Genomic DNA, 22,252 nt, shown 5'->3' on the forward strand with positions numbered 1-22,252 from the left:
GGGTTCAGTGCGCGGCGAACAGGCCGGCGCGCAACTCTCCCGCGATGTCGTTGTCACCGCGTCGGGTGAGCAGTTCGACCAGTGACGGCGGATCGGTGGGGGCCCGCTCGTCGCTGTCGGTGATCCGGCGGGACAGGATCTTCAGCGCCTCCTCGGTGGAGGCCGGGGCGGTGTACCCGCTCAGGTGCAGAGCCCGCGCGGTCGGCGAGTAGTTGCTGAGATCGGTCGCGGGCAGTTTGCGGGCGTCCAGCCGGTCCCCGGACACCGTGATGAAGACGCGGTCGCCGGGCTGGGCCGCCTGCCGGCGCAGCAACGGCCGCAGGGAGTCGAACGCGGGCTGGTCGCGCCAGACCAGGACCAGCAGGTCCGCGCCGGGCGCGGTCAGGCACAGCAGACGGCCGGGCTGGAGGCCCAGGTGCGCGGCGTACCCCGGGGGCACGGCCACCGGGGCGCCGTTGAGGTGGTCGGCGGTGATGTCGATGCGGTGCCACCAACGGCCGTCGGGGGCCCGGAAACAGCGGGCCGCCATGGCCGGGTCGCCGGGCAACGACCGCCCCGCGGCGCCGGGGGGCGCCAGGGGCGGCGCCGCGATCGGGGCCGGGGCCTGAGGCATCCGGTGGACGTCCGGCTCCGTCGGGAAGGGCGCGCCGGGGGCGGCGGGTCGCTGCTCGGCGGCTTCCACCACCGAGCCGTCGGGGCGACGGCGGATCGGCAGGCCGTTCTCCGTGGTGGCCCCCGAGTCCTCCGGGGTGGTGTGCCCGGGGTGCCCGCCGGGCGCCTCCAGCGGCACGGTCGGGTCGACGATCACCTGTCCGTCCCGAAGGCTCACCCCGGGTGTGCTGAGCAGCCAGGCGCGCAGTTCCTGTTGCCGGATGCCGATCCGGCCCAGGCGGATGCCCGCCTCGGTCAGGCCGGGGCCGTCCCCCAACAGCTCACGGGTCTGCCACCGCAGCCGGCCCGGGTCGTCGGCGATGAGCCAACCGTTGTGCATACGGCGGTCGGTGAACAGGGTGATGACCACCCGCCACAGGGGCGTGTTCAGGGTCGGCACGTCCACCGGGTGGTCGGGGTGGGCGTTGATCAACCGATCGATCGTGGTCGCCGAACCCAGTTGCTCCGACAGGTCCCGCAGGTGCTTGGTGATGGGCGCGCCCTCGGGCGAGTTGAGCCACCGCAGCAGGCGTTCCTCGACCTTGCGCTGGGCACCGCGGATCTCGGTGACGTCGACCGCGATCTGTTCGGAGAGCACCCGGATGCTGATGGGGTCGGTGGCGAACAGTCGTTCGGCGGCCACCGTGCGCTCCAACTCGGGCCAGGAACGGAACATCTCCTCGACCATGTCCACCAGGGGATGCTCGCCCAGGGCGGGTGCCGGGGGCCGTTCCTCCGGCTCGGTGCGGTGCTTGGGAGGTCCGAAGCTGGGTCTGCGCAGGGTACGTCCCGGGCCCAGCAGCGAACTGCGGAACTGCGAGCGCAGGTCGCCCACTCCGGTCGCCGGGCCGGGGGCCTCGGCGCCGAGTTCCGAACCCGGGATCATCGCCGCGGAACTGACCATGGCGATCGCCGGCGGTGCCTCGTGCCCGTTCACCGCGAGGGCGGCGGGTTCGTCCTGTTCCCCGGCGCGCTGGGCGCGCAAAGCCCGGAGGGTGCGGATGGCCCGGGTGGCCGGGGTCTGCGGCGGCGTCGCATCGCTTCCGACCCCCTCGAAGGCCACGTCGTGCTCGGCGCCGGTGGCGTTGGTGAGGTAGTCCAGGGCGTTGTGCACGTGTTCGGGCGCGGAGTCGGGCAGCCAGTGCGCGATGGTGCGCACCGCCTCCAACATCAACGCGGGGGAGGGGGTGGGGCCGCCGGGCAGTTCCCCGCAGGGGCGCAGGGCCCGCCAGGCCACGGTGCTCACCACGTCCATGAGACGGCAGTCGCCCAACGGCCACTCACCGATCTCCTGGGGCGGACTGGAGATCAGGCGTTCCCAGTCCCCCGCGGTGGACGCCACGGCGCTGCGCACCGGTTCGGCCAGGTCGGCGCATTCCACGACCTGGGCGCGCAGGTTCGGCAGGAACTCGCCCAGGGGGACGTGTCCCCACTGCTCCACGGCCAGACGCGCGATCCCGTGCGCCAACCAGGGTGGTCCGGCGATCTCCAGGACCCGGGCGACCGGCAGCGAGTGCCACCAGCCGTCGATCAGCCGGTCATGGTGGAGCAGGGGTGCCACATCCGGCGACTTCGACCACCGCAGCGCGGGCGCGAGGTCGACGAGGCAGATCGGAGAGACGGCGTTCATCCGCTGGGGACCTCGACCTCCTGGTGTCTGCACGTGAATTGGGGAGGAACCGCACGGGCCTTCGGTTCGATGCACCACAGTACGCGCCCTTCACCCGCGGGGGAGCCCGGACCGGAAGAAGGCCGGGGTGCCACGGGTGGGCACGGCGGGCCGGGGGACAGAGGTGCCGTGAGCACTTCCGGAGATCGTACGTCCCTTGACGCCACATGGGTAGCCCCGGGCCGTCCCGCTCCGCGCGGAGGACCTCCCGCCCGCGGTGCACCGGTCACCTTTCCTCGGGACTTTCGCCACGTGGAAGCACATTGTGGTGTGATCTACCTCATAAGATGTATTCGGCTTTTCCGTTTTCCTTCGGGCGTTGTCCTTCACGGAACCTTCACACGAGGGTGCGCGTCCCACCACGGCGACGGGCCCGGTGAAGTCGTTGGCGCGCACGTGGGGGACACGGGCCCGAGGTCCTCCGCGGCAAGCACGAACATGTCGGGCCCGGGTATGCTGGAGGGGCACTGTCCTCGCCCGAACGACCATTCGAGCCGGCCGCCGAGCGGCCACAGGGGTCGATGGTGTTTCGGAGACGGGGGGCGACCCACCGCGACCCGTGCCAGGATTCCGTACCCGCGCACCCTACGGCGCCCAGTCGGCGTGGGACGGTCGAGCCGGATGATTGGTTGACGTGACAGACCTTGAGACGAATCCCCCCGTGGCCGCTCCCGTGCACAGACCGGCTCCCATCCGGTCCTACGTGGCGATCGGTGACAGCATCACCGAGGGGATGGAAGACGACAGCGGCCCCGGCGGCCAGTACCGCGGCTTCGCGGACCGACTCGCCGAACACCTCGGTCAGGTGACCGCGGACTTCCGCTACGCCAACCTGGGCGTGCGCGGTCGGCGCATGCACCACATCTTCGGTGAGCAGCTCGACCGGACGCTGGAGTGGAAGCCCGACCTGGTCACCGTCCTGGCCGGCGGCAACGACGTCCTGCGCCCCGGTACCCGCCTCGACGAACTCGCGGAAGAGTTCGAGAGGGGCATCCGTCGGCTGCGCGACGCGGGCATCCGCACCGTCATCCTCTCCGGTCACGACACCGGTTGGATCCCCGTGCTGCGCTATTACCGCGGTCGCATCGCCGTGTTCAGCATGCACATGCGCGCCATCGCCGAGCGCACCGGCACCGAGATCGTCGACATGTGGGCGCTCAACGCGCTCACCGACTCCCGGGCCTGGAGCGAGGACCGGCTCCACCTCAACGGCACCGGTCACCAGATCGTCGCCGCGCGCCTCGCCGACCTGCTGGGCTTCCCGATGGGACCGCGCGACTCCTGGGCCGACCCGTGGAGCACCCCGCCCCAGCAGCTGCCCGCCATCCTGCGCCGTAGGGAGAACCGCCGCTGGGCCCGCCAGCACCTGGTGCCCTGGCTGCGTCGCCGCGCCATGGGTCGCTCCTCCGGTGACGGCCTGCTGCCCAGACGGCCCGAGCTCGACTACCTCAACGACGAGGAGACGCGCGCGCGGATCGCCGCGGCCATCGCTGAGGGTCACTCCCCGCTGCCCACCATCGAGGACGCCTCCGAGCCGCCGACCAACAGCCCGTCCGGTGTCAAGGGTCCCGAGCCCCGGCGCTGACGCCGACCCCATGCCCCGCCCCGGTGCCCCGGCGCGGGGCGGCGCCGTCTCCGGCGCTCCGGCCGCGCGCTCTCCGGCGGTTCAGCTGCGCGACAGGGACTGGATGAGGTCGCTGATGTGCACCACGCCCAGGCACTGGCCGTAGGTGTTGACCACCACGAGGTCGTCGTAGACCCGCTCGGTGTCCCGACCCGCGACGCTCAGCGCCGCGATCGCCGACATCCACGCCGGGACCGTGCGCGGTGACTCCGCCAGCCGGATCGCCGGTCGCTTGGCGTGCAGGGCGTGCCCGTAGCGCCCGGTCACCGACAGCAGGAACCGGGTCCGGTCGATCACGCCCACCGGGCGCTCCCGGTGGTCGATGAGGATGACGCTGTTGAGCGCCTTGTCCCCGGTGAGCGCCTCCAAGGCCTGTTCGGTGGTGGTGTCGGCGTCGAACCCCACCGGCGGGACCATGAACTCGGTGACCCGGGGCCCGTCGTCCTCCGCCCGATCCTGGCCGACGGTCGGCTCCGGTACCGGGGTGACCCGCTCCCCGGGTCGCCAGACCGGGGCGGCGAAGAACGGACCCGTGCCCACCCTCACCCCGCACCGGCGCAACCGCACGACGTCGTCGGCGGTCTCCACCCCCGACGCCATCGCGTACACGCCGCTGCCCCGACCGATCCGGGACAGGCCCTCCACCACCGTGGCGTGCCGGTGGTCGGTGGCCACCCCCGAGACGAGGTTCGGGTCGATGCGCATCAGGAACGGCGCGGCCTCCACGACCAGGTCGGGTCGCACCATCGCCGTGCCGAAGCCGCACCGGAAACCCGCGTTGCGCAGTCGGGCCACACCCGAGACCACGATCGAGCGGGGCAGGTCGGCCAGTTCGGCGCCGAGCATGAACGTGATGTCGCGGGGGCGCCGCCCGGCCCGCCGCAACAGGCTCTCCACCAGGCCGACGAATCCGTTCCCGGCCATCAGCGTGCGCGCGGGCAGCGGCAGCACCAACGGCAGCAGGCTCTCGGTGTCGGCGGACTCGCGGACCAACGACAACAGCCATTCCGCGATCGCCTCGATCTCGGGGACGGTCGTCTCGTGCGGACCGCCGCCCCGAGCGCCGGACGGCGCGGGGGAGACGATCTCGACGGCCACGACGGCCCCCGAGTCCAGGTCGACGATCGGCTGGAAACCCAGGGGCGGTCGGGTCGAACGCGGCGCGGGAGCGGCCGGCAGGGGGCCGGTCACCGTGGGGGCATGGTGAGAACGCGCTGTGGTCACCCCTTCATGGTGGCGGGGGGCCGGACGGACATGAAGCTCTTTTCGCCGCTGTTCAGCTCACCTTCACAGGCCGTTGGGACGCCCGTCCCCGGCTCCCCGCCGAACACGGACAAGGGCCCCGCCGTGCGGCGGGGCCCCGAGAGTCGTACGACGGACGTCGGCTCAGGCGCGGCGGAAGACCACGGCCACGTTGTGACCGCCGAACCCGAAGGACTCGTTGATCGCGGCCACGTCGCCACCGGGCATGTCCCGGGGCTTGTCGCGGACGATGTCCACGACGACGTCGGGGTCCAACTCCTGGATGTTGATGGTCGGCGGGATCCGACCGTCGTGCAGCGCCAGGATGGTCGCGATCGACTCCACCGCGCCCGCGCCGCCCAGCAGGTGGCCCGTCATGGACTTGGTGGAGGTCACCGCGACCCGGTCGGTGGCGGAGTCGCCCAGGGCGGACCGGATGGCGCGGGTCTCCCCGACGTCGCCCGCCGGGGTCGAGGTGGCGTGCGCGTTGACGTGCACGATGTCCTCGGGCCTGAGGTCGGCGTCGGCCAGCGCCTGGGTGATGGCGCGGGACTGGCCGGCGCCCTCGGGGTCGGGCTGGACGATGTCGTAGGCGTCGTTGGTGTAGCCGACACCGGAGGCGTGGGCGTACACCCGGGCGCCGCGCTTGGCGGCGTGCTCGGCCGACTCCAGGATGAGGATGCCGGCGCCCTCGCCCATGACGAAACCGTCGCGGTCCTTGTCCCACGGGCGCGACGCCGTCCGCGGGTCGTCATTGCGGGTGGACAGCGCGCGCATCGACGCGAACGAGGCGATGTTGAGCGGGTGGATCGCCGCCTCGGTGCCGCCCGCGATGACCACGTCGGCGCGGCCCGCGCGGATCATGTCGACGCCGTTGGCGATGGCCTCGGCGCTGGAGGCGCAGGCGCTGACCGGAACGTGCGAACCGGCGCGGGCGGTGTACTCCAGGCTGATGGCGGCGGCCGGGCTGTTGGGCATGAGCATGGGCACGGTGAAGGGGGACACCCGACGCCAGCCCTTCTCACGGAAGGTGTCGTACTGTTCGAGGATGGTCAGGATGCCTCCGATGCCGCTGGAGACCACCACCCCCAGACGGAGCGGGTCCACATCCGGCGAACCGGCGTCGGCCCAGGCCTCCTCGGCGGCGATGAGCGCGAACTGCTGGGTGCGGTCCAGCCGGCGCATGCGCGGCTTGGGGAGCTTCTCCGAGGGCTCCTGCGCGATGCGCCCGGCGAAGTGGACGGGGAGGCTCTCGTGCCATTCCTCGGGCAGCGCTGTGATGCCGGAGCGGCCGTCGAGGAGCGCGGACCATGTGGTCGCGACGTCCCCCCCGAGCGGGGTGGTGGCGCCGAGGCCGGTAACGACGACATCGGTCTTTGCCATGATCCGATCGCCCTTCTCGTGGGTCGTTCCCGGCTACGGGCCGGGGGGTGGCGGATGACGGGGGAGGGCCGGCGTGATGCACCGGAGGACGGGCCGCCGGGTCGAGGTGGTGACCCGGCGGCCCGGACGCGCTACTTCTGGATGAAGGTGATGACGTCCTGGACCGTCTTGAGGTCCTTGAGCTGCTCGTCGGGGATCTCGACGCCGAACCTGTCCTGGGCGGCGACGGCGATCTCCACCATGGACAGCGAGTCGATGTCGAGGTCGTCCACGAAGCTCTTCTCCGGGGTGACCTCGGAAGGCTCGGTGCCGACGATCTCCTCGATGATCTCGCCGAGGCCTGCCAGGATCTCCTGCTCGCTGTGAGCCATGTCGTTCTTCTCCTTGATCACTGTTCGATGTCCGGGATGCGGTCCTCATCGGACCCTCGGTCGTACGTCAGGGGATGCGGATCACCTGTGCGGCGTAGACCAGCCCCGCGCCGAAGCCCAGGGTGAGGACGGTGCTCCCCGAAGGGAGTTCCCCGCGTCCGATCATGCGCGAGAGCGCGAGCGGGATGGACGCGGAAGAGGTGTTGCCCGCGGTGACGATATCGCGGGCCACGAGTGCCTGGGGCGCGCCCAGCTTCTTGGCGATGGATTCGATGATCCGCAGGTTGGCCTGGTGCGGGACGAAGGCGGTGAGCTCCTCGGGAGCCACGCCCGCCCGCTCCAGGGCCTCCAGCGCGGTCTTGTACAGCTCGGTGGTGGTCCAGCGGAAGACCGCCTGTCCCTCCTGCCAGAGGTACTTGTGGTCGCGCAGGTGGATCTTGTCGGCGCGCTCGCCGGAGGAACCCCACACCACCGGGCCGATGCCGTTGTCCTCCGAGGCCGAGACCACGGCCGCGCCGGCACCGTCGGCGAAGATCACACAGGTGGAGCGGTCGGTCCAGTCCACCCAGTCGCTGAGCTTCTCCGAGCCGATGATCAGCGCGTTGCGGGAGCTGCCGGCGCGCACCATGTCGGCGGCGATGCCCAGGGTGTAGCAGAACCCGGCGCAGGCGGCGTTGATGTCGAAGGCGCCCGGGGCGACGATGCCCAGCCGGGCGGCGACGGTCGCGGCGGTGTTGGGGATCTGGTCCTGCACGGTGCAGGTGGCCACGATGACCAGGTCGATGTCCTCCGGGGACAGGCCGCTCGCGGCCAGGGCCTTGCCGCCGGCCGCCACGGCCATGCTCGTCACGGTCTCCTCGGGGCCGGCGATGCGCCGCTCCTTGATGCCGACGCGGCTCTGGATCCACTCGTCGTTGGTGTCGACCCGCGCCTCCAGATCGGCGTTGGTGACGACCGTGGAGGGCTGGTACTCACCGACGGAGCGGATGATCGCTCCACCGGGAACGCTCGCAGTGGGGAACATGGGGTCAGCCTTCCTGATCGGTGCCCGCGGCGGAGGTCCCCGCGTGCTCCTTGATGAGGGCGGCGGCGCGGTCGATGTCCTCGGGGGTCTTGACCGCGAGGAGTTCGACGCCGCGCAGCGCGCGCTTGGCCAGACCGGTGAGCGTGCCCGCCGGCGTCAGCTCGATGAGGGCGGTGACGCCCAGGTCGGCCAACGTCTCGGTGCAGGCGTCCCAGCGCACCGGGGAGGAGATCTGGGAGATCAGACGGTCCAGGTACTCCGAGCCGCTCTCGACCACCGCGCCGTCGGCGTTGGACAGGATGCGCACGGAGGGGTCGGAGGGCGACAGGACGGCGGCGGCCTGTCGCACCCGCTCCACGGCCGGGGCCATGTGCTCGGTGTGGAAGGCGCCGGCCACCGACAGGGGGCGCAGCCGGGCCCGTTCGGGCGGGTTCTGGGCGAACGCCGCCAGTTGTCCGACGGTCCCCGCGGCGACGATCTGCCCCGAGCCGTTGTCGTTGGCCGGGGTCAGCCCCGCGGCGGCGATCGCCTCCAGCACCTGCTCGCGATCCCCGCCGAGCACGGCGGTCATGCCGGTCTCGGTCCGGGCGGCAGCGTCGGCCATGCCCCGACCGCGTTCGGCGACCAGGGTCAGCGCGTCCTTGGGGGACAGCACCCCGGCGATCGCGGCGGCGGTGAACTCGCCGACGCTGTGCCCGGCGACGGCGTCCACGAGGGAGGCCTCGGCGGGCAGACCCGGGGAGGGGGAGACGAGGGGACCGAGGATCGCGGAGGCGGAGACCATGCCGGCGCTGACCAGCAACGGCTGGGCGACGGCGGTGTCGCGGATCTCGTCCGCGTCCGCGGTGGTGCCGTAGCGCACCAGGTCGAGCCCGACCACCTCGGACCACGCGGCGAACTGTCCGGCGACGCCGGGGAGTTCGAGCCATGGGGAGAGGAAACCGGGTACCTGGGCGCCTTGGCCGGGAGCAACGATTACAAGCACGACATCCACCTTGCCCTGTAGGAGATCACCAGTTGGATGGGGAGGGACACGAACTTCGCACGGAGGTGCTTGTGGAAACCCCACAAAACGGTCTCCGGCATGTGTCGGAAAGACGAGAACCGGTGAGGCGGATCACCTTTCGACGTTACATCCCCGCCGGTCGGAGGCTCACCGCGACCGCCGCACGGGATCGGACGGGGAGGGACAGCCCGTCCGGCTGCCGGGGATGCGAAGCTGGAGAGGTGAACACCCCATCCCAGCCCGCACGGAACGGTACCGGCTCCCCGGAGGACCCGGAGGAACGCCGGAGCGCTCCGGAGGAGACCGACGAGGAGCCGCGGACGCGGAACGGGACCGACGACCAGGAGCGCGTCCGCGCCGAGACGGTCCGCCGCCTGGAGCGCTCCATGGGCGTCCTGGGCACCGCCGCCGTCGCCCGCATGGAGGAACGGCTCGGCTGGTTCCGCCGGATGTCGGCCCAGGACCGCTCCTGGGTCGGCCTGGTCGCCCAGTCGGGGGTCGCGGCCTTCGTCGACTGGTTCCGCAATCCCCAACGCGGCAGGCCCGCCATCACCGTCGAGGTCTTCGGCACGGCCCCGCGCGAACTCACCCGGTCGGTCTCGCTCCAGCAGACGGTCGACATGATCCGGGTCGTCATCGAGGTCGTGGAGGGCCAGGTGGACGAGCTGGCCGCGCCCGGAGGCGCCCAGCAACTGCGCGAAGCGGTCCTGCGCTACACCCGCGAGGTGGCGTTCAGCTCGGCGAAGGTCTACGCGCGCGCCGCCGAGGCGCGCGGCGCCTGGGACGCCCGCCTGGAGGCCCTCATCGTCGACGCGCTGCTGCACGGCGACCGGGAGGACGGCCTTCAGACGTGGGGATCCGCGCTCGGATGGTCGCTCACCCCCGTGATCACGGTGGCCGGGGAGATCGGTGAGGAAGAGGAGGAGGCCAAGGTCATGGACGACCTGCGCGCCGCCGCCCGCCGATCGGGCCATGACGTCCTGGCCGGAACCCAGGGTCGGCGCGTGGTCGTCGTGGTGGGCGTCGGCGACCGCTACCCGAAGGAGGACCTGCCCACCGCCGCCGCGGAGCCCCTGACCGGGATGTTCGGCCCCGGGCCGGTGGTGGTCGGTCCGGCGGTGCCCGACCTGCGCTCCGCCGGCGCGTCGGCCCGGGCCGCCGTCAGCGGCCTGCGCGCCGCCGTGGCCTGGCCGGACGCACCGCGCCCGGTCTCGGCCGCCGACCTGTTGCCGGAACGGGCGTTGCAGGGCGACGTCGAGGCGCGGCGCCAACTGGTCCAAGAGGTGTACCTGCCGTTGGCGGGCGCGGGATCGCCCCTGCTCGACACCCTGTCGGTGTACCTGGAGCACGCGTCGTCGTTGGAGGCGACGGCCCGCATGCTGTTCGTCCACCCCAACACCGTGCGTTACCGGCTCAGCCGGATCGCGGAGCTGACCGGACGCACGCCCTCCGACGGGCGGGGCTCGTTCGTGCTGCGGATCGCCGTCGCGCTGGGTCGCCTCTCCGAGGCGGAGAACGGTTGACATGGGATCGGGATGTGGTCTTCATCCTGAATCCGCCGTAACGCTGTCGATGGGGGAACCGGCGGCGTAACCTGATCGTTAACCGCCATGCGAGCCCCCTTATCCGAGTTTCACCTGCGCCGGGTATGTCCACGACCGCCCGTGTGCGCCCGGGGACCGCATGAAAAGGGATAGCTTTGCGATGAACGGTGGACGCCAGGCCCGACGAGGTCAGAGCACGCTCCCGGGTGCGGGCCTTCGCGCGCCGTTCTTCATGACGTCTTGGGGGGTCAACGCTGTGGTCGAACGACCGAGGAAGTGGTCCTGGACATCGAATCCGGTGAGCGAGTTCGTGCTCCAGCCCACGCAGGAAGGCGAGCTGCGCAGACGGGTGCTCTTCTGGGTCCCCGCTCCGCTCCCGGTGGTCGGGCTGGTCGCCCTGCTCGTGGGCGGATCGATGTCGGCCGCGGGGTGGACCATCCTGCTGGCCACGAGCGTGGGCGTGGGCACGCTGCTGATGTCGCTCATCGTCCAGCCCACACCGCTGCCCGAGGGCCTGGCACCGCCGGTGTCCGCCCGTCGGGCGCTGCACCGGTTCCGCCAGTTCACCGGGCTGCGCATCGCCCTCGCCCTGGTCACCATGGTCATCGGTGCCGCCGCGGCGCTGGTGGGAGGCGGCCTGTACCCGCTGCTGGCGGCCTTGACGCTGGCCTTCCCGCAGTTGCTGCTGGCGATGCCCACCTTCTTCACCATCACCCGGGCACGCCGCGCGATGGAGGCGTGGGGCACCACCGCCTACCTGTGGCACGCCCTGTCCCGACCGGCCAAGGTGACCTGGCCGGTCATCACCCCGCTGGTGAAGGTCTGGCGCACCCGTCAGGTCCAGCGCTCCCGCGAGTCCATGCGGCAGAAGCTCGTGGAGCGCGCCTGGCGCAAGGCCGTCCGCGAGGAGAGCGAGCCCGGTGGTGAGGCCGAGGTCGGCGCCGCCAACGAGCGCACCGACCTCCTTCGCCCGGTGACCCCGCCGGTCAAGGGCGCCGACGAGCCCACCGACGTCGTCCCGCACCTGGGTGCCCGGGACACCGAGGGCGAGGAGGAGCCCACGGCCGTCCTGCCGCACCTGGGCGCTCCCGAGGTCGAGCCGACCGCGGTGCTCCCGCACCTGGGCGCGGAGGGGACCGGCGGCGAGAAGGCCGACGACGCCGAGAAGCCCGGGACTCCCGAGAAGGCGGAGAAGTCGAAGAAGGGTGAGGGAGCGGCCGACGGGATCGAGGCGTCCGACTCCGGCCCGCGCTCCATGGTCGACCGCGCCGCCCGGCAGCTCCTCGAACGCGGCAGCGGCGCCCTGGGCCTGGCCGTCCGCAAGACCCGCCGCACCGACAACCGCCGTCCCCACCCGCACAAGCCCTGATCCTCCCGGAGCGGGTCGCCCCGACCCCGCGGCCCCGTTCCGTCCCTTCCCGCCTCCGTCCGCCCTCGGCGCCCTCACCGGCCCGGCAGAGGCCCGGAGCGGGCGTCGACGCCCCTCCGCCCTCACGGGGATCGACTAGAGGTCCACCCGGGTGCGCACCACCGGCAGGGCGTCGGGGCCGCCCTCGGCGACGTGGTACCAGCGGGCCCGGACATCGCGCCCCGCGAAGGACACCTCGCCGATCGTGTTGCCGAAGTACAGGTCCGAGGACAGCCGCCACCGCAGCGATGGTCGGGGCACCCGGGCCAGCCACGTCATGAACCGACCCACCAGGTGCACGGGCGCGCTCGCCGACAGCCGGACCACCCCGCGGAAGTTCTCGGGCAGTCGGTTGCACAGGGGAGAGGACACCAACTGGACGATCCGGGAGCCGTCCTCACCGACCTCCCGGTGCCGGACCGGGGCCGTGTAGGAGAAGTGCACGTCGCCGCTGAGCAGCAGGATCGTCGCCGGCGCCGGACCGCGCTCGCCGCGCGCCACCCGCCCCAGGGTGTCGGCCAACCGTTCGAACGAGTACCGGAAGGCGCCCCAGTGCTCCAGGTCCAGGGCCTGGCGCAGCCGCTCGGCCGGGCGGCGCGGCCACCCGCCCCAGGCGCCCGCGCACACCGCCTCGTTCCACGCCTCCAGATGGTGCACGGCCGGCGGTAGCACCACCGGCACGGTGGACACGACGACCACGTGCTCGGGGCCGCCGGTCAGGTGCTCGTCCAGCCACGCGTGGCCCTCCCGGCCCAGGATGGACCGCGACCCGTCCGAGGGGTCTCCCTCGCCCAGGGCGCGCCCGCATCGGGTGTCGAGCATCAGCACCCGGATCCCGCCCACGTCGTGCCGATGACTCCACCGGTAGGAACCGGGCTCCTCGTGCGCCCGCAGGGCGAAGGCGTCCACCTCGGCTCCGGCGTCGATCCGCGCGGCGCGCACCAGCGCCCACAGCGGGTCCGCGGCGCGTTCGTCGGGTGAGAGATTTCCCAAGTGCTGGTACACCCAGTAGGCGCCCAACCCCGACGTCACGCGGGCGCGCCACCAGGGATGCCCGTCCATGGAGCGACGCCAGGCCGCCGACGTGTTCCAGTCGTCGCGGATGTCGTGGTCGTCGAACACCATCAGGGTCGGCACCGTCGACAGCAACCACCGCACCTGCGGGTCGCTCCACGCCTGCCGGTACAACTCGGCGTACTCGGAGTAGTGCACGACCTCGTCCTCGGGGCCGTCCTCCCCGGTCCGCGCCCGATGCGCCCGCAGGAAGGCGCGCATCGACTCCTGGATCTCGTCCGCGTACACCTGGTCGCCGATGAGGAGCAACGTCAGATTGCCCTCGACCGGCTCCCGGGCCAACCGACGGGCCGTGGCGCGCAACATGTCGGGCCCGTACCGGACCACGCCCTCGGGGGTGTCGCCGGTGGGCGTGTGGCACGAACCGTAGAGCAGACGGGTCGGCGCGTCCGGATCGATGGTGCGCAGCGTACTCGGGGGGAGCGTGGAACCCGGCTCCGGCCACACCCGAGCCTCGTTCAGGAAGACCTCATAGGGCAGCGCCGCGCCCGAGGGCAGGCCGGTGATCTCGCACACCGCGTAATGGTGACCGTGCACCGTGAAGGTCTCCGCGACGCCCGTCACACCGCCGTCCGCCACCACCCGCACCCGACCGGCCTCGGACGCCTGCACCCACACGGTGGCGGTGGTCGGTCCGACGTGCCGCAGCACGGGGCCCAGCGGTAAAGAGGCGGTCACCGTTCTCCCTCATTTCGACCGGGTTCGCACACGTAGTGGACGAGTATGGCCCCTCTGGGACCGGATCGCCATCCACAGGACGAAACCGGGATGGTTGCACGAGAGGCCCACCTGCGCGAAGGTGACGCTATGCGGACACAGATCCTGGAGTTGCGCACCGGCGGGTCGGAGAGCATCACCGACATCACCCGCCAGTGCGACGACTTCGTCGCCGAGACCGGTGGCGACGGCCTGCTCAACGTCTTCGTCCCGCACTCCACCGCGGGCGTGGCGATCATCGAACTCGGCTCGGGTTCCGACGACGACCTTCTGTCCAGCCTCGACGACCTGCTGCCCGCCGATGACCGGTGGCGGCATCGACACGGGTCGCGGGGACACGGTCGGTCCCACGTCATGCCGGCGTTCATCGCGCCACAGACCACCGTTCCGGTGCTCTCGGGCCGGCTCGGGCTGGGAACATGGCAGTCGATCGCCGTGGTCGACCTCAACGTGGACAACCCGGACCGGACGGTGCGGCTGTCCTTCCTCTCCTCTGGATGAGGGTCGAGGGCCCCTCGGTTCGGGGGCACGTTGACGGACGGGCCCGCTAGCGTGTGAACTAGGCCATCAGCGATGGTCGCGGGCGCACGTGACGGGTGGCGGAAAAGGCCCGGCATCGTTGTGACAACTGCTTCGTGCAGGCAAGATTGAGAAAAACCATCTGTGGAGGAGAACTTTCGTGAGCGCGACCGCGGGCCAGGCACAGAGCGAGCGTGACTTGGCTGACCGACTCGGATTCAAACCGGGTCAGGTGGTGCAGGAATTCGGCTTCGACGACGACGTCGACGAAGGCCTGCGCGCATCCATCGCAGAGCTCACCGGTGAGGAGCTGGTCGACGAGGATTACGACGGTGACGTCGACGCGGCGTTGCTGTGGTGGCGATCCGATGAGGAGGGCGACCTGACCGACGCCCTCATGGACGTGGTGACCACCATCGCCGACGGCGGCACGATCCTGGTACTGACCCCTAAGGCGGGGCGGGAACTGCACGTGTCGCCCAGCGACGTGGCCGAGGCCGCCGGCACCTCCGGTCTGTCCCAGACCAGCGCGGTGAGCGTCGGAGCGGACTGGTCGGGTACGCGCCTGGTCGTGCCCAAGCGGTGACGGACATCACCCGTCAGGGGTGAGGCTTCCGGTGCCGCGCGTCCCACGTGCGGACGCGCGGCGCTGTGGGACGCCCACCGCACCGCCGAACACGAACGAGGACATGACCGACATCGTGGCGGGATCCCCCGCCCCCGACTTCACCCTCCAGGACCAGTACGGGCGGGACATCACCCTGTCCGCACTGCGCGGCCGACCGGTCCTGGTGGTCTTCTACCCGCTGGCGTTCTCCGGGGTGTGCTCCGGCGAGCTCGCCGACCTGAGCGCCCGCCATGCCGAACTCGCCGCGCTGGGGACGGTCCTGACCGCCTCGGTGGACTCGGTGTTCGCCCTGCGCACGTGGTCGGACCGGGAGGGGTTCCCGTTCGCGCTGCTGTCGGACTTCTGGCCGCACGGCGCCGTCGCCGACGCCTACGGGGTGCTCGACCACGACCGCGGTACGGCCCGCCGGGGGACCTTCCTCATCGACGCGGACGGGATCGTGCGCTGGCGCACCCTGACCCCGATCTCCGAGCCCCGCGACACCGAGGCCTACCTGGAACACCTGCGCGCCCTGGCCACGCCACCGGAGGACCGCGCGCCGACGAGTGCCGCGAAGCGGTATGATCACCTGCGATACGAGGGCGCGTAGCTCAGCTGGTTAGAGCAATTGCCTTACAAGCAATAGGTCAGGGGTTCGAGTCCCTTCGCGCCCACTCCACTCCGGGACGACCCTGCTCGCGCGTGATCGCGCTCGCCGGGTCGTTTCGTCGTTTCCTCTGGGGGCGCCTCGGAACCTTCAGCGGCGTTCTACCCGATAGGGACTGGGCGCCTCCGGTGGCTGTCTCACCTGTGGCGCATCGCGGCTTCGGCCCGTTTGGTGAAGTCGGCGGGAGAAACGATGCCCCTCCCCTTCCACTCGTTCGGGCGGCCGAGAACAAGCAGGTCGCTGTCGTTGCCGACCGCATCGATGTAGACATTGGCATCCAGGACGATGCCGAACAGCGAATCCCCGTTGTTCACGTGCGTCGGCCCCTCGTCCTCTTGCGCACTCGCTCTAGGGGCGGCCTTCTCTGTTCGGGAGCCGCCGTACGCCAGCCCTCCTCGGCGTCGCCTTTGGTAGGGGTGTTCTTCTGCTGAGAGAGCATGGCCTCGGTGACCTGGTCGAAGCCTGTGTCCACGCGGTCCATGAGTAGTGATCGGCGCTCTACCAGAGCGATCACGTCCGTGGTCGAGAGGCGCCAGTGTGTGCCGACACGCGTTGCTTCCAGCTCCCCGCGTTCGATGAAGCGGTACACCATCGGTCGGGACACGCCGAGGAGTTCGGCCGCCTGCTGTGGACTGAGCATGACGTCATGACTGATCACGGAGACGCGGTGGCCCTCTGCGCGTGCCAAGGCGATGGCCAGCAGAGCCCTCAGCTCTTCACTGTCGAGTTGATGCTCCTCTCCTTCGGGCAGACGCAGCATGACTTCTGTGGTGCCGCCGAGGATCAGGTCAACGATTCTTCGGGCGGCCCTCTTCTGTTCTGGCGAGGTCGGTGGAGAGATCTCCTCCACCACCCTTGTGGGAGCCGTGCTCATGTCATCCTCCTTCTAACTGTAATAAGTGTAAATCTGTTGTCGGGGATCTGCGCGGACCTGTGAGCTTTCGCGTGAACGTCTCAAGAGTCACGGTGCAACACGGTCAGGTGCGCCTACTTCGGGCTTGCGCCGCCCACGTATCCGTACGCCGTGGCGCTTGAGGACAGCACTCACCGTCTGCCGGGTGATATTGAAGCGTTCTCCAAGCTTGTAGGCGCTCGCGCCTGCCTGGTAGGCGGCGATCAGCTCGTCGACCTCATGGGGTTTGAGGCGCTTCGCGGTACTCGGCTTCTTGGTGGGCTTGTGCCGGAGGAGCGGTGCTGTCGATGCGGGAAGCTCGCGGAGGAGGGCTTCGAACCCGGTGGCGAGCCGGACGGGGGTGCAGCTGGTTTGCCCAGGGTCCACGGACTCAGGACGACCCTGCTCGGGGGCCTTCGGCCGCCTCGCAGGGTCGTCCTTCGTGTTTCCCGGGGGAGACCCCCGAACCCCCGAGGTGCCCCTCTGTGGCCCAGGTCGCGCTGATCGATGGGGTGGGTGCATCGCTCCCCTGCGACGCGAGGCTTCGCCCCGCGGGTCGCAGCCGGTACACCCGGCGGTCCGCCCTCCTCGCCGGGGCGTTCCGTCAGCGGGGCTTCTCCAGGGCCGGGCCACCGGGTCGCCCGGGCGGGGTGTCCTGGCGGATGGCGGGGCGGGCGCGGAGGCGGGGCGCGATCAGAGGTGGCCGACGCTGTCGCGAGTCGGGCGAGCGCAGGGCGTGGAACTCCGTCTGCTCGTACACGATCGAGCTCTGCACCCGGGTCACCTCGGAACGCTGCGACATCACGTCGAGCACGAGCTGCTGGAGGTGCTCGGCGTTGCCGACCACCACATGGATCAGGAAGTCCTCGGCACCGCTGACGTGGTAGAGCGAGCGGGTCTCCGGTAGGGCGATGGCGAAGTCGACGAATCGGTTGAACACCTCGCGGGTGTGCGGTCGGACCTGCACGGCGAGGATCGCGTTCATCGCCAGCCCGATGGCCGTCGACGACACGTGGGCGTGGATCCCCGTGATGACGCCCCTCTCACGCAGCCGACGAACACGTAGCAGGCAGGTGGACGGAGCCACCCCCACCTGTTCTGCCAGTTGCTTGTTGGGGATGGTGGCGTCTTTCTGGAGCTGTTCGAGGATGGCCCAGTCGATCGCGTCCAGTTCGATTGCGGCGGCCATAGCTCCCCATGATACGGACCGCATATCGGTCGGAATCCGCCTCATTCGACACAGCCCCCGGGCGCTCGCGTCGAGCGCCCGGGAACGTCTGCCATCACCGGGATGACGCAGCTGCGGAGGTCCCGGTCGCCGTGAAACCGGCCTGGATCTCGCGCAGCCGCGATTCCGTGAGCAGGCTCTTGGCGAGCACGAGCTCGGACACGCCCGCTCCGGTGGCCAGCGCCTCCGTGGCGATGGCGGTGGCCTGCTCGTAGCCGAGGTGCGGGCTGAGCGCGGTGGCCAGGCCGATGGACCGCTCCACCTGCCGGGCGAGGTGCTCCCGGTCGGCGGTGATCCCCGCGACGCAGCGGTCGGCCAGAGTGCGGCAGGCCGCCCCCATGTGGGCGAGGCCGGACAACAGGCGGTGCGCGATGATCGGCTCGAAGGCGTTGAGCTGCAACTGGCCGGCCTCGGCGGCCATGGTGACGGTCAGGTCGCCGCCGATCACCTCGAACGCGACCTGGTTGACCACCTCGGGGATGACCGGGTTGACCTTGCCGGGCATGATGCTCGACCCGGCCTGCACCGCGGGCAGGGTGATCTCGCCCAGCCCCGCGCGCGGGCCCGAGGCGAGCAGCCGCAGGTCGTTGCAGGTCTTCGACAGCTTCACCGCGATGCGCTTGAGCACCCCCGACAGCTGCACGAACGCCCCGGCGTCCTGGGTTGCCTCGACCAGGTCGGGGGCCACCGACAGCGGGATCCCCAGCAACGCGGACAGGTGCTCGCAGGCGGCGGCCGGGTAATCGGGGTGCGCGTTGAGACCGGTCCCGATCGCGGTCCCGCCGAGGTTGATCTCGTGCAGCAGCGCGCACGCCTCGGAGAGCCGCGAACGGTCCTCGGCGAGCATCACGGCGTAGGCGCCGAACTCCCGGCCCAGGGACATCGGCACGGCGTCCTGGAGCTGGGTCCGGCCGACCTTGAGCACGTCCCCGAACTCGGTGGCCTTCACCGCGAAGGCCGACCCGAGGTGCTCCATGGCGTCCGACAGCCGGTGGGCGGCCAGGTGCAGGGCGATCTTGACGGCGGTCGGGTAGACGTCGTTGGTGCTCTGACCGGCGTTGACGTCCTCCAGCGGGTGCAGGTGCCGGTAGTCGCCCCGGGGGCGGCCGAGGTGCTCCAGCGCTCGGTTGGCGATCACCTCGTTCGCGTTCATGTTGGACGAGGTGCCCGCCCCGCCCTGGACCACGTCGACGACGAACTGGTCGTGCAGACGGCCGTCGAGGACATCCGAGCACGCCTTCTCGATCGCCGCGGCCTTGCCGTCGGGGAGCAGGCCCAGGTCGCGGTTGGCCCGGGCGGCGGAGAGCTTCACCGCCGCGAGCGCGTTCACCAGATCCGGGTGGGCGGACAGGGGGATGCCGGTGATGGGGAAGTTCTCCACCGCGCGCAGGGTGTGGATCCCGTAGTAGACGTCCGCGGGCACGTCGCGCGACCCGAGCAGGTCGTGCTCCACCCGGTGGCCGTCCTGGTGGGGTGGGGTCATCGCAGGACTCCGTCGGTCTCGGGCACGAGCGAGGCGAGCGGTTCGTCGGAGAGCAGCCGGCCCAACGCCGCGGTGCGCTCCGCCGGGTCCGAACGGTGCAGCAGGGCGGAGATCACGGCCATCCGGGCCTGCGGCGCGCGCAGGGTCCCGGTCGGCACCGCTCCGGCGGCGATCAGGTCGACCCCGCCGCCACCGGAGTAGATCCCGGCGACCGGGCCGGCGGGCACCCGGGTGGTGAGCGCGACGAGGACCCCCGCGGAGACCGCCTCGGCGACGGTGTCGACGAACACGGGGGAGGCGTTGCCGGAGCCGGTGCCGGCCAGCACGATTCCCTGGGCGCCGGCCGCGACCGCCGCGCGCAGCAGCACCGGGTCGGCGCCCGCGTGGTGCATGACGATGTCGACCCGGGGCGCGGGGCCGCAGGGGAGCGGCAGCGATGGCCGCCGCAGCGGCCGGTGCCGCACGAGCACACGGCCCTCGGAGACGCCGCCGATCGGTGTGCCCGACGGGTCGCCGAAGCCCTCGACGGCGAGCGTGTGCTGTTTCACGGTGCCGCGCGCGGCGTGCACCAGCCCGTCGAACACCACCACCACACCGACGTCGCGCGCGGTGGCGGCGACGGCCAGGGCGTCGCGGAGGTTGGCCGGGGCGTCGCTCTCGTCGTGGTCCGGAGGCCGCTGCGCGCCGGTGAACACGACCGGTCGACTGTCGTGGTGGTACAGGTCGACCAGGAACGCCGACTCCTCCAGGGTGTCGGTGCCGTGGGTCACCACGACGCCGTCGACCTCGTCGTCGGCCAGCGCCTCGTGCACGGCGCCCAGCAGGATCAGCTGCTGGTCCGTGGTGAGCGCCGAGCTGTTCGCCGTGAACAGGTCCCGGACCCGGACCCGCAGCCCGTCGGGGACACCGGCTCCCTTGAGGATCTGGGGCCCGCTCAGCTCGGCGGTGTACCCGTTCCCGATCCGGCGGCTGGCGATCGTCCCGCCGGTGCTGATCAGTACGACCTGGCCGGTCGCCTCCTGCTGGCGCATGATTTCCTTCTCGTCTCGAAGAGTCCTGGACCGGGACGCGGGCCGGACCCGCCGGCGGCGGGCGCGGACCGCGTCCGGGTGATGGTGGGTGCGGTTCACCCGGAGGGCCGGGTCAGCGGACTTCCGTCGCGGATCCGGACCGCGCGTCGCGCTCGTCGGCCGGGTCGGGCTCCCAGCACTCGATGCCGGTGACATCGGGCATCCGGTCCCGGGTGAAGACCGGGTCCAGGCCCTGCTTGCGCTGTTCCCGGTAGTCCGCGAGCAGGCGCAGGGCGAGTGCGCCGAGCGGTGCGATCGCGACCAGGTTGATCACGGCCATGATCCCCATGGTGACGTCGGCGAAGTTCCACACCAGGTCGAGCGAGGCGATGGCGCCCAGGAACACCATGGCGACCACGGCCGTGCGGTACACCGGAAGGGCTCCCGGGTGTCCGGTCAGGAACCGCAGGTTGGACTCGCCGTAGTAGTAGTTGCCGACCAGCGACGTGAACGCCAGCAGGAAGATGATCACGGTGAGCAGGTGCAGCGACCAGGAGCCGAGGTTCGCCTCCAGCGCCCGCTGGGTGAGCTCGGCGCCGACCTCCTCGCCGTACACGGGGTTGGAGACCAGGATGATGAACGCGGTGACGGAGCAGATGACGAGGGTGTCGAAGTAGACGCCGAGCGTCTGCACCAGGCCCTGCTTGACCGGGTGGCTGACCGACGCCGTCGCCCCCGCGTTGGGTGCGGAGCCCATGCCCGCCTCGTTGGAGAACAGGCCGCGGCGGATGCCCATCATGATCGCGGTGCCCACGCCCGCGGCGCCGAACTCGCGCAGGCCGAAGGCGGAGTTCACGATGTTCGTGAGCACGGCGGGGACCTGGTCGATGTTCATCCCGACCACGATCACGCCGATGACGAGGTAGGTCAGCGCCATGAACGGCACCAGGGCCTGCGCGACGTGGGCGATGCGGCGCACGCCGCCGAAGATCACGAGCGCGGCGAGGACGGCCAGCACCGCCCCCACGGCGGGTGCGATCCACTCGGGGGTCTGCGCTCCGGTCGCGGTCGACACGGAACCGCCCACGGCGCTGGCGATGCTGTTGGCCTGCACCATGTTGAACGCGAAGCCGAAGGTGAAGATGATGGCGATGGCGAACAGCACGCCCATCCACCGCGCCTTGAGCCCGAGGGTCATGTAGTAGGCCGGGCCGCCGCGGAATCCGGTCCTGTCCCGGACCTTGAACAGTTGGGCGAGGGTGGACTCGACGAACGCGGCCGAGCCCATGACGATGCCCATCAGCCACATCCAGAGCACGGCTCCGGGGCCGCCGAGGGCGATCGCGACCGCCACGCCGACGATGTTGCCCGTTCCGATGCGGGAGGCCGCCGAGATCGAGAACGCCTGGAACGCCGAGATGGCCTTCTTGCCGTCCGGGGCCGATTCCGGGTGGCTGCGCATGGAGCGCAGCATCTCGGGAACCATCCGGATCTGGACGGCACCGGAGCGCACCGTGAAGTAGACGCCGACGACGGCGAGCAGGGGGATGACCAGGTAGGCCCACAAGACGTCGTTCATGCCTACGATGGCGCTGTTCAGCGCATCCATATGTTCGCTCCTTGTCATGTGCGGGCACGCGGGGGATGCCGGGTCGGTCTCACCGGCACGACGGGGTTCCATGGCTGGTCACCGGAGCGTGCTTCCGCTGATGGGCAATGGTCGACACATCGGTGGTGCGCTTCAACACACCCTGCTCACCGTGCGGGGAACGGGCACTGTCGCCGAACCCTGTTCGACGCCGGGTGCCTTCCGCACAGTGGCGTGCGCCACATGTTCGACGGCGTTCCGCGGCCCGGAGCGCGGGGAGTGGCCGCCGAGCCCCGGGTCCCGGTGCTCCGGGGCCCGGCCGGTCCCCGACGGAGAGACCGGGCGCCGTGTCTTCGAGTACGCCCTCGGCATCGGCGTCGAGGCCGCCTGGGAGGCCGAGGAGTCCGATCTCGTGCGCGCGGTCCACGGACTCGTGACGCCCCCGCCCGGAAGGCCTTCCCGCCCCGCTGCGACGCTCCATCGACCGCGTCCGGGTGCCGCGTCCGGCCTGCCGTGTCGTCGGTGGAGCGTTCCAACCGGTTGCA

19 protein-coding genes and 1 tRNA gene are annotated in these 22,252 nt (G+C 71.2%); 7 read left to right on the plus strand and 13 right to left on the minus strand.

The window, feature by feature from the left end; translation table 11 throughout:
* Positions 1-4: 4 nt before the first annotated feature.
* The gene (locus tag RM479_RS18475) at positions 5-2,281 is read right to left on the minus strand and encodes a hypothetical protein (RefSeq protein WP_311512969.1); all 2,277 of its coding nucleotides are present in this window, start codon (positions 2,279-2,281) and stop codon (positions 5-7) included.
* A gap of 742 nt (positions 2,282-3,023) precedes the next feature.
* Here RM479_RS18475 and RM479_RS18480 point away from each other — a divergent pair.
* Positions 3,024-3,905: an SGNH/GDSL hydrolase family protein gene (locus RM479_RS18480; protein WP_311512970.1), complete on the plus strand. Its 882-nt coding sequence runs from the start codon at positions 3,024-3,026 to the stop codon at positions 3,903-3,905.
* A gap of 81 nt (positions 3,906-3,986) precedes the next feature.
* On the opposite strand, the gene RM479_RS18485 is transcribed toward RM479_RS18480, so the two are convergent.
* From RM479_RS18485 to RM479_RS18505, 5 genes are all read right to left on the minus strand, one after another.
* Positions 3,987-5,168: an EAL domain-containing protein gene (locus tag RM479_RS18485; protein WP_397222527.1), complete on the minus strand. Its 1,182-nt coding sequence runs from the start codon at positions 5,166-5,168 to the stop codon at positions 3,987-3,989.
* Positions 5,169-5,330: 162 nt separating this feature from the next.
* Positions 5,331-6,569 (minus strand): beta-ketoacyl-ACP synthase II, encoded by a 1,239-nt coding sequence (gene fabF, locus RM479_RS18490; RefSeq protein WP_311512972.1) that lies wholly within the window; start codon positions 6,567-6,569, stop codon positions 5,331-5,333.
* Positions 6,570-6,700: 131 nt separating this feature from the next.
* Positions 6,701-6,940: an acyl carrier protein gene (locus RM479_RS18495; protein ID WP_274811444.1), complete on the minus strand. Its 240-nt coding sequence runs from the start codon at positions 6,938-6,940 to the stop codon at positions 6,701-6,703.
* 67 nt (positions 6,941-7,007) lie between these two features.
* Complete coding sequence (locus RM479_RS18500; protein ID WP_311512973.1) at positions 7,008-7,964, minus strand: beta-ketoacyl-ACP synthase III; 957 nt, start codon at positions 7,962-7,964, stop codon at positions 7,008-7,010.
* 4 nt (positions 7,965-7,968) lie between these two features.
* Positions 7,969-8,949, minus strand: coding sequence for an ACP S-malonyltransferase (locus RM479_RS18505; RefSeq protein WP_311512974.1), 981 nt, complete (start codon positions 8,947-8,949; stop codon positions 7,969-7,971).
* A gap of 242 nt (positions 8,950-9,191) precedes the next feature.
* Between RM479_RS18505 and RM479_RS18510 the strand changes: the two genes are divergently transcribed.
* Complete coding sequence (locus RM479_RS18510; protein WP_311512975.1) at positions 9,192-10,493, plus strand: PucR family transcriptional regulator; 1,302 nt, start codon at positions 9,192-9,194, stop codon at positions 10,491-10,493.
* Between the two features lie 319 nt (positions 10,494-10,812).
* Positions 10,813-11,883, plus strand: coding sequence for a hypothetical protein (locus RM479_RS18515; protein ID WP_311512976.1), 1,071 nt, complete (start codon positions 10,813-10,815; stop codon positions 11,881-11,883).
* 135 nt (positions 11,884-12,018) lie between these two features.
* On the opposite strand, the gene RM479_RS18520 is transcribed toward RM479_RS18515, so the two are convergent.
* Positions 12,019-13,674 (minus strand): alkaline phosphatase D family protein, encoded by a 1,656-nt coding sequence (locus tag RM479_RS18520; protein WP_311512977.1) that lies wholly within the window; start codon positions 13,672-13,674, stop codon positions 12,019-12,021.
* A 129-nt stretch (positions 13,675-13,803) separates the two neighbouring features.
* Here RM479_RS18520 and RM479_RS18525 point away from each other — a divergent pair, with 129 nt between their 5' ends.
* The 4 genes from RM479_RS18525 to RM479_RS18540 all read left to right on the plus strand — a co-directional run bounded on the left by RM479_RS18525 (position 13,804) and on the right by RM479_RS18540 (position 15,513).
* Positions 13,804-14,214 (plus strand): secondary thiamine-phosphate synthase enzyme YjbQ, encoded by a 411-nt coding sequence (locus RM479_RS18525; protein WP_274811438.1) that lies wholly within the window; start codon positions 13,804-13,806, stop codon positions 14,212-14,214.
* Positions 14,215-14,392: 178 nt separating this feature from the next.
* Positions 14,393-14,818: a DUF3052 domain-containing protein gene (locus RM479_RS18530; RefSeq protein ID WP_274811437.1), complete on the plus strand. Its 426-nt coding sequence runs from the start codon at positions 14,393-14,395 to the stop codon at positions 14,816-14,818.
* 103 nt (positions 14,819-14,921) lie between these two features.
* Positions 14,922-15,449, plus strand: a complete 528-nt coding sequence (locus RM479_RS18535; protein WP_311512978.1) for a peroxiredoxin — start codon at positions 14,922-14,924, stop codon at positions 15,447-15,449.
* A tRNA-Val gene (locus tag RM479_RS18540) sits at positions 15,440-15,513 on the plus strand. The genes RM479_RS18535 and RM479_RS18540 overlap by 10 nt, the downstream gene beginning before the upstream one ends.
* A 130-nt stretch (positions 15,514-15,643) precedes the next feature.
* Here RM479_RS18540 and RM479_RS18545 read toward each other — a convergent pair.
* The 6 genes from RM479_RS18545 to RM479_RS18570 all read right to left on the minus strand — a co-directional run bounded on the left by RM479_RS18545 (position 15,644) and on the right by RM479_RS18570 (position 21,728).
* Entirely contained in the window at positions 15,644-15,820 is a 177-nt protein-coding gene (locus RM479_RS18545; protein WP_311512979.1) for a hypothetical protein, read from the minus strand.
* Positions 15,817-16,380 (minus strand): helix-turn-helix domain-containing protein, encoded by a 564-nt coding sequence (locus RM479_RS18550; RefSeq protein WP_311512980.1) that lies wholly within the window; start codon positions 16,378-16,380, stop codon positions 15,817-15,819. Before RM479_RS18550 ends, RM479_RS18545 begins: the two co-directional genes overlap by 4 nt.
* Positions 16,381-17,002: 622 nt before the next feature.
* Positions 17,003-17,587, minus strand: a complete 585-nt coding sequence (locus RM479_RS18555) for an Lrp/AsnC family transcriptional regulator (RefSeq protein WP_311512981.1) — start codon at positions 17,585-17,587, stop codon at positions 17,003-17,005.
* Positions 17,588-17,681: 94 nt separating this feature from the next.
* Entirely contained in the window at positions 17,682-19,109 is a 1,428-nt protein-coding gene (locus tag RM479_RS18560) for an aspartate ammonia-lyase (protein ID WP_311512982.1), read from the minus strand.
* Entirely contained in the window at positions 19,106-20,140 is a 1,035-nt protein-coding gene (locus tag RM479_RS18565; RefSeq protein ID WP_311512983.1) for an asparaginase, read from the minus strand. Before RM479_RS18565 ends, RM479_RS18560 begins: the two co-directional genes overlap by 4 nt.
* Positions 20,141-20,252: 112 nt before the next feature.
* On the minus strand, positions 20,253-21,728 hold the full coding sequence (locus RM479_RS18570) for an alanine/glycine:cation symporter family protein (protein WP_311512984.1): 1,476 nt from the start codon (positions 21,726-21,728) through the stop codon (positions 20,253-20,255).
* Positions 21,729-22,252 lie beyond the last annotated feature (524 nt).

This window comes from Nocardiopsis lambiniae (assembly GCF_031845465.1).
In the GTDB taxonomy this organism is placed as follows: Bacteria; Actinomycetota; Actinomycetes; order Streptosporangiales; family Streptosporangiaceae; genus Nocardiopsis; species Nocardiopsis lambiniae.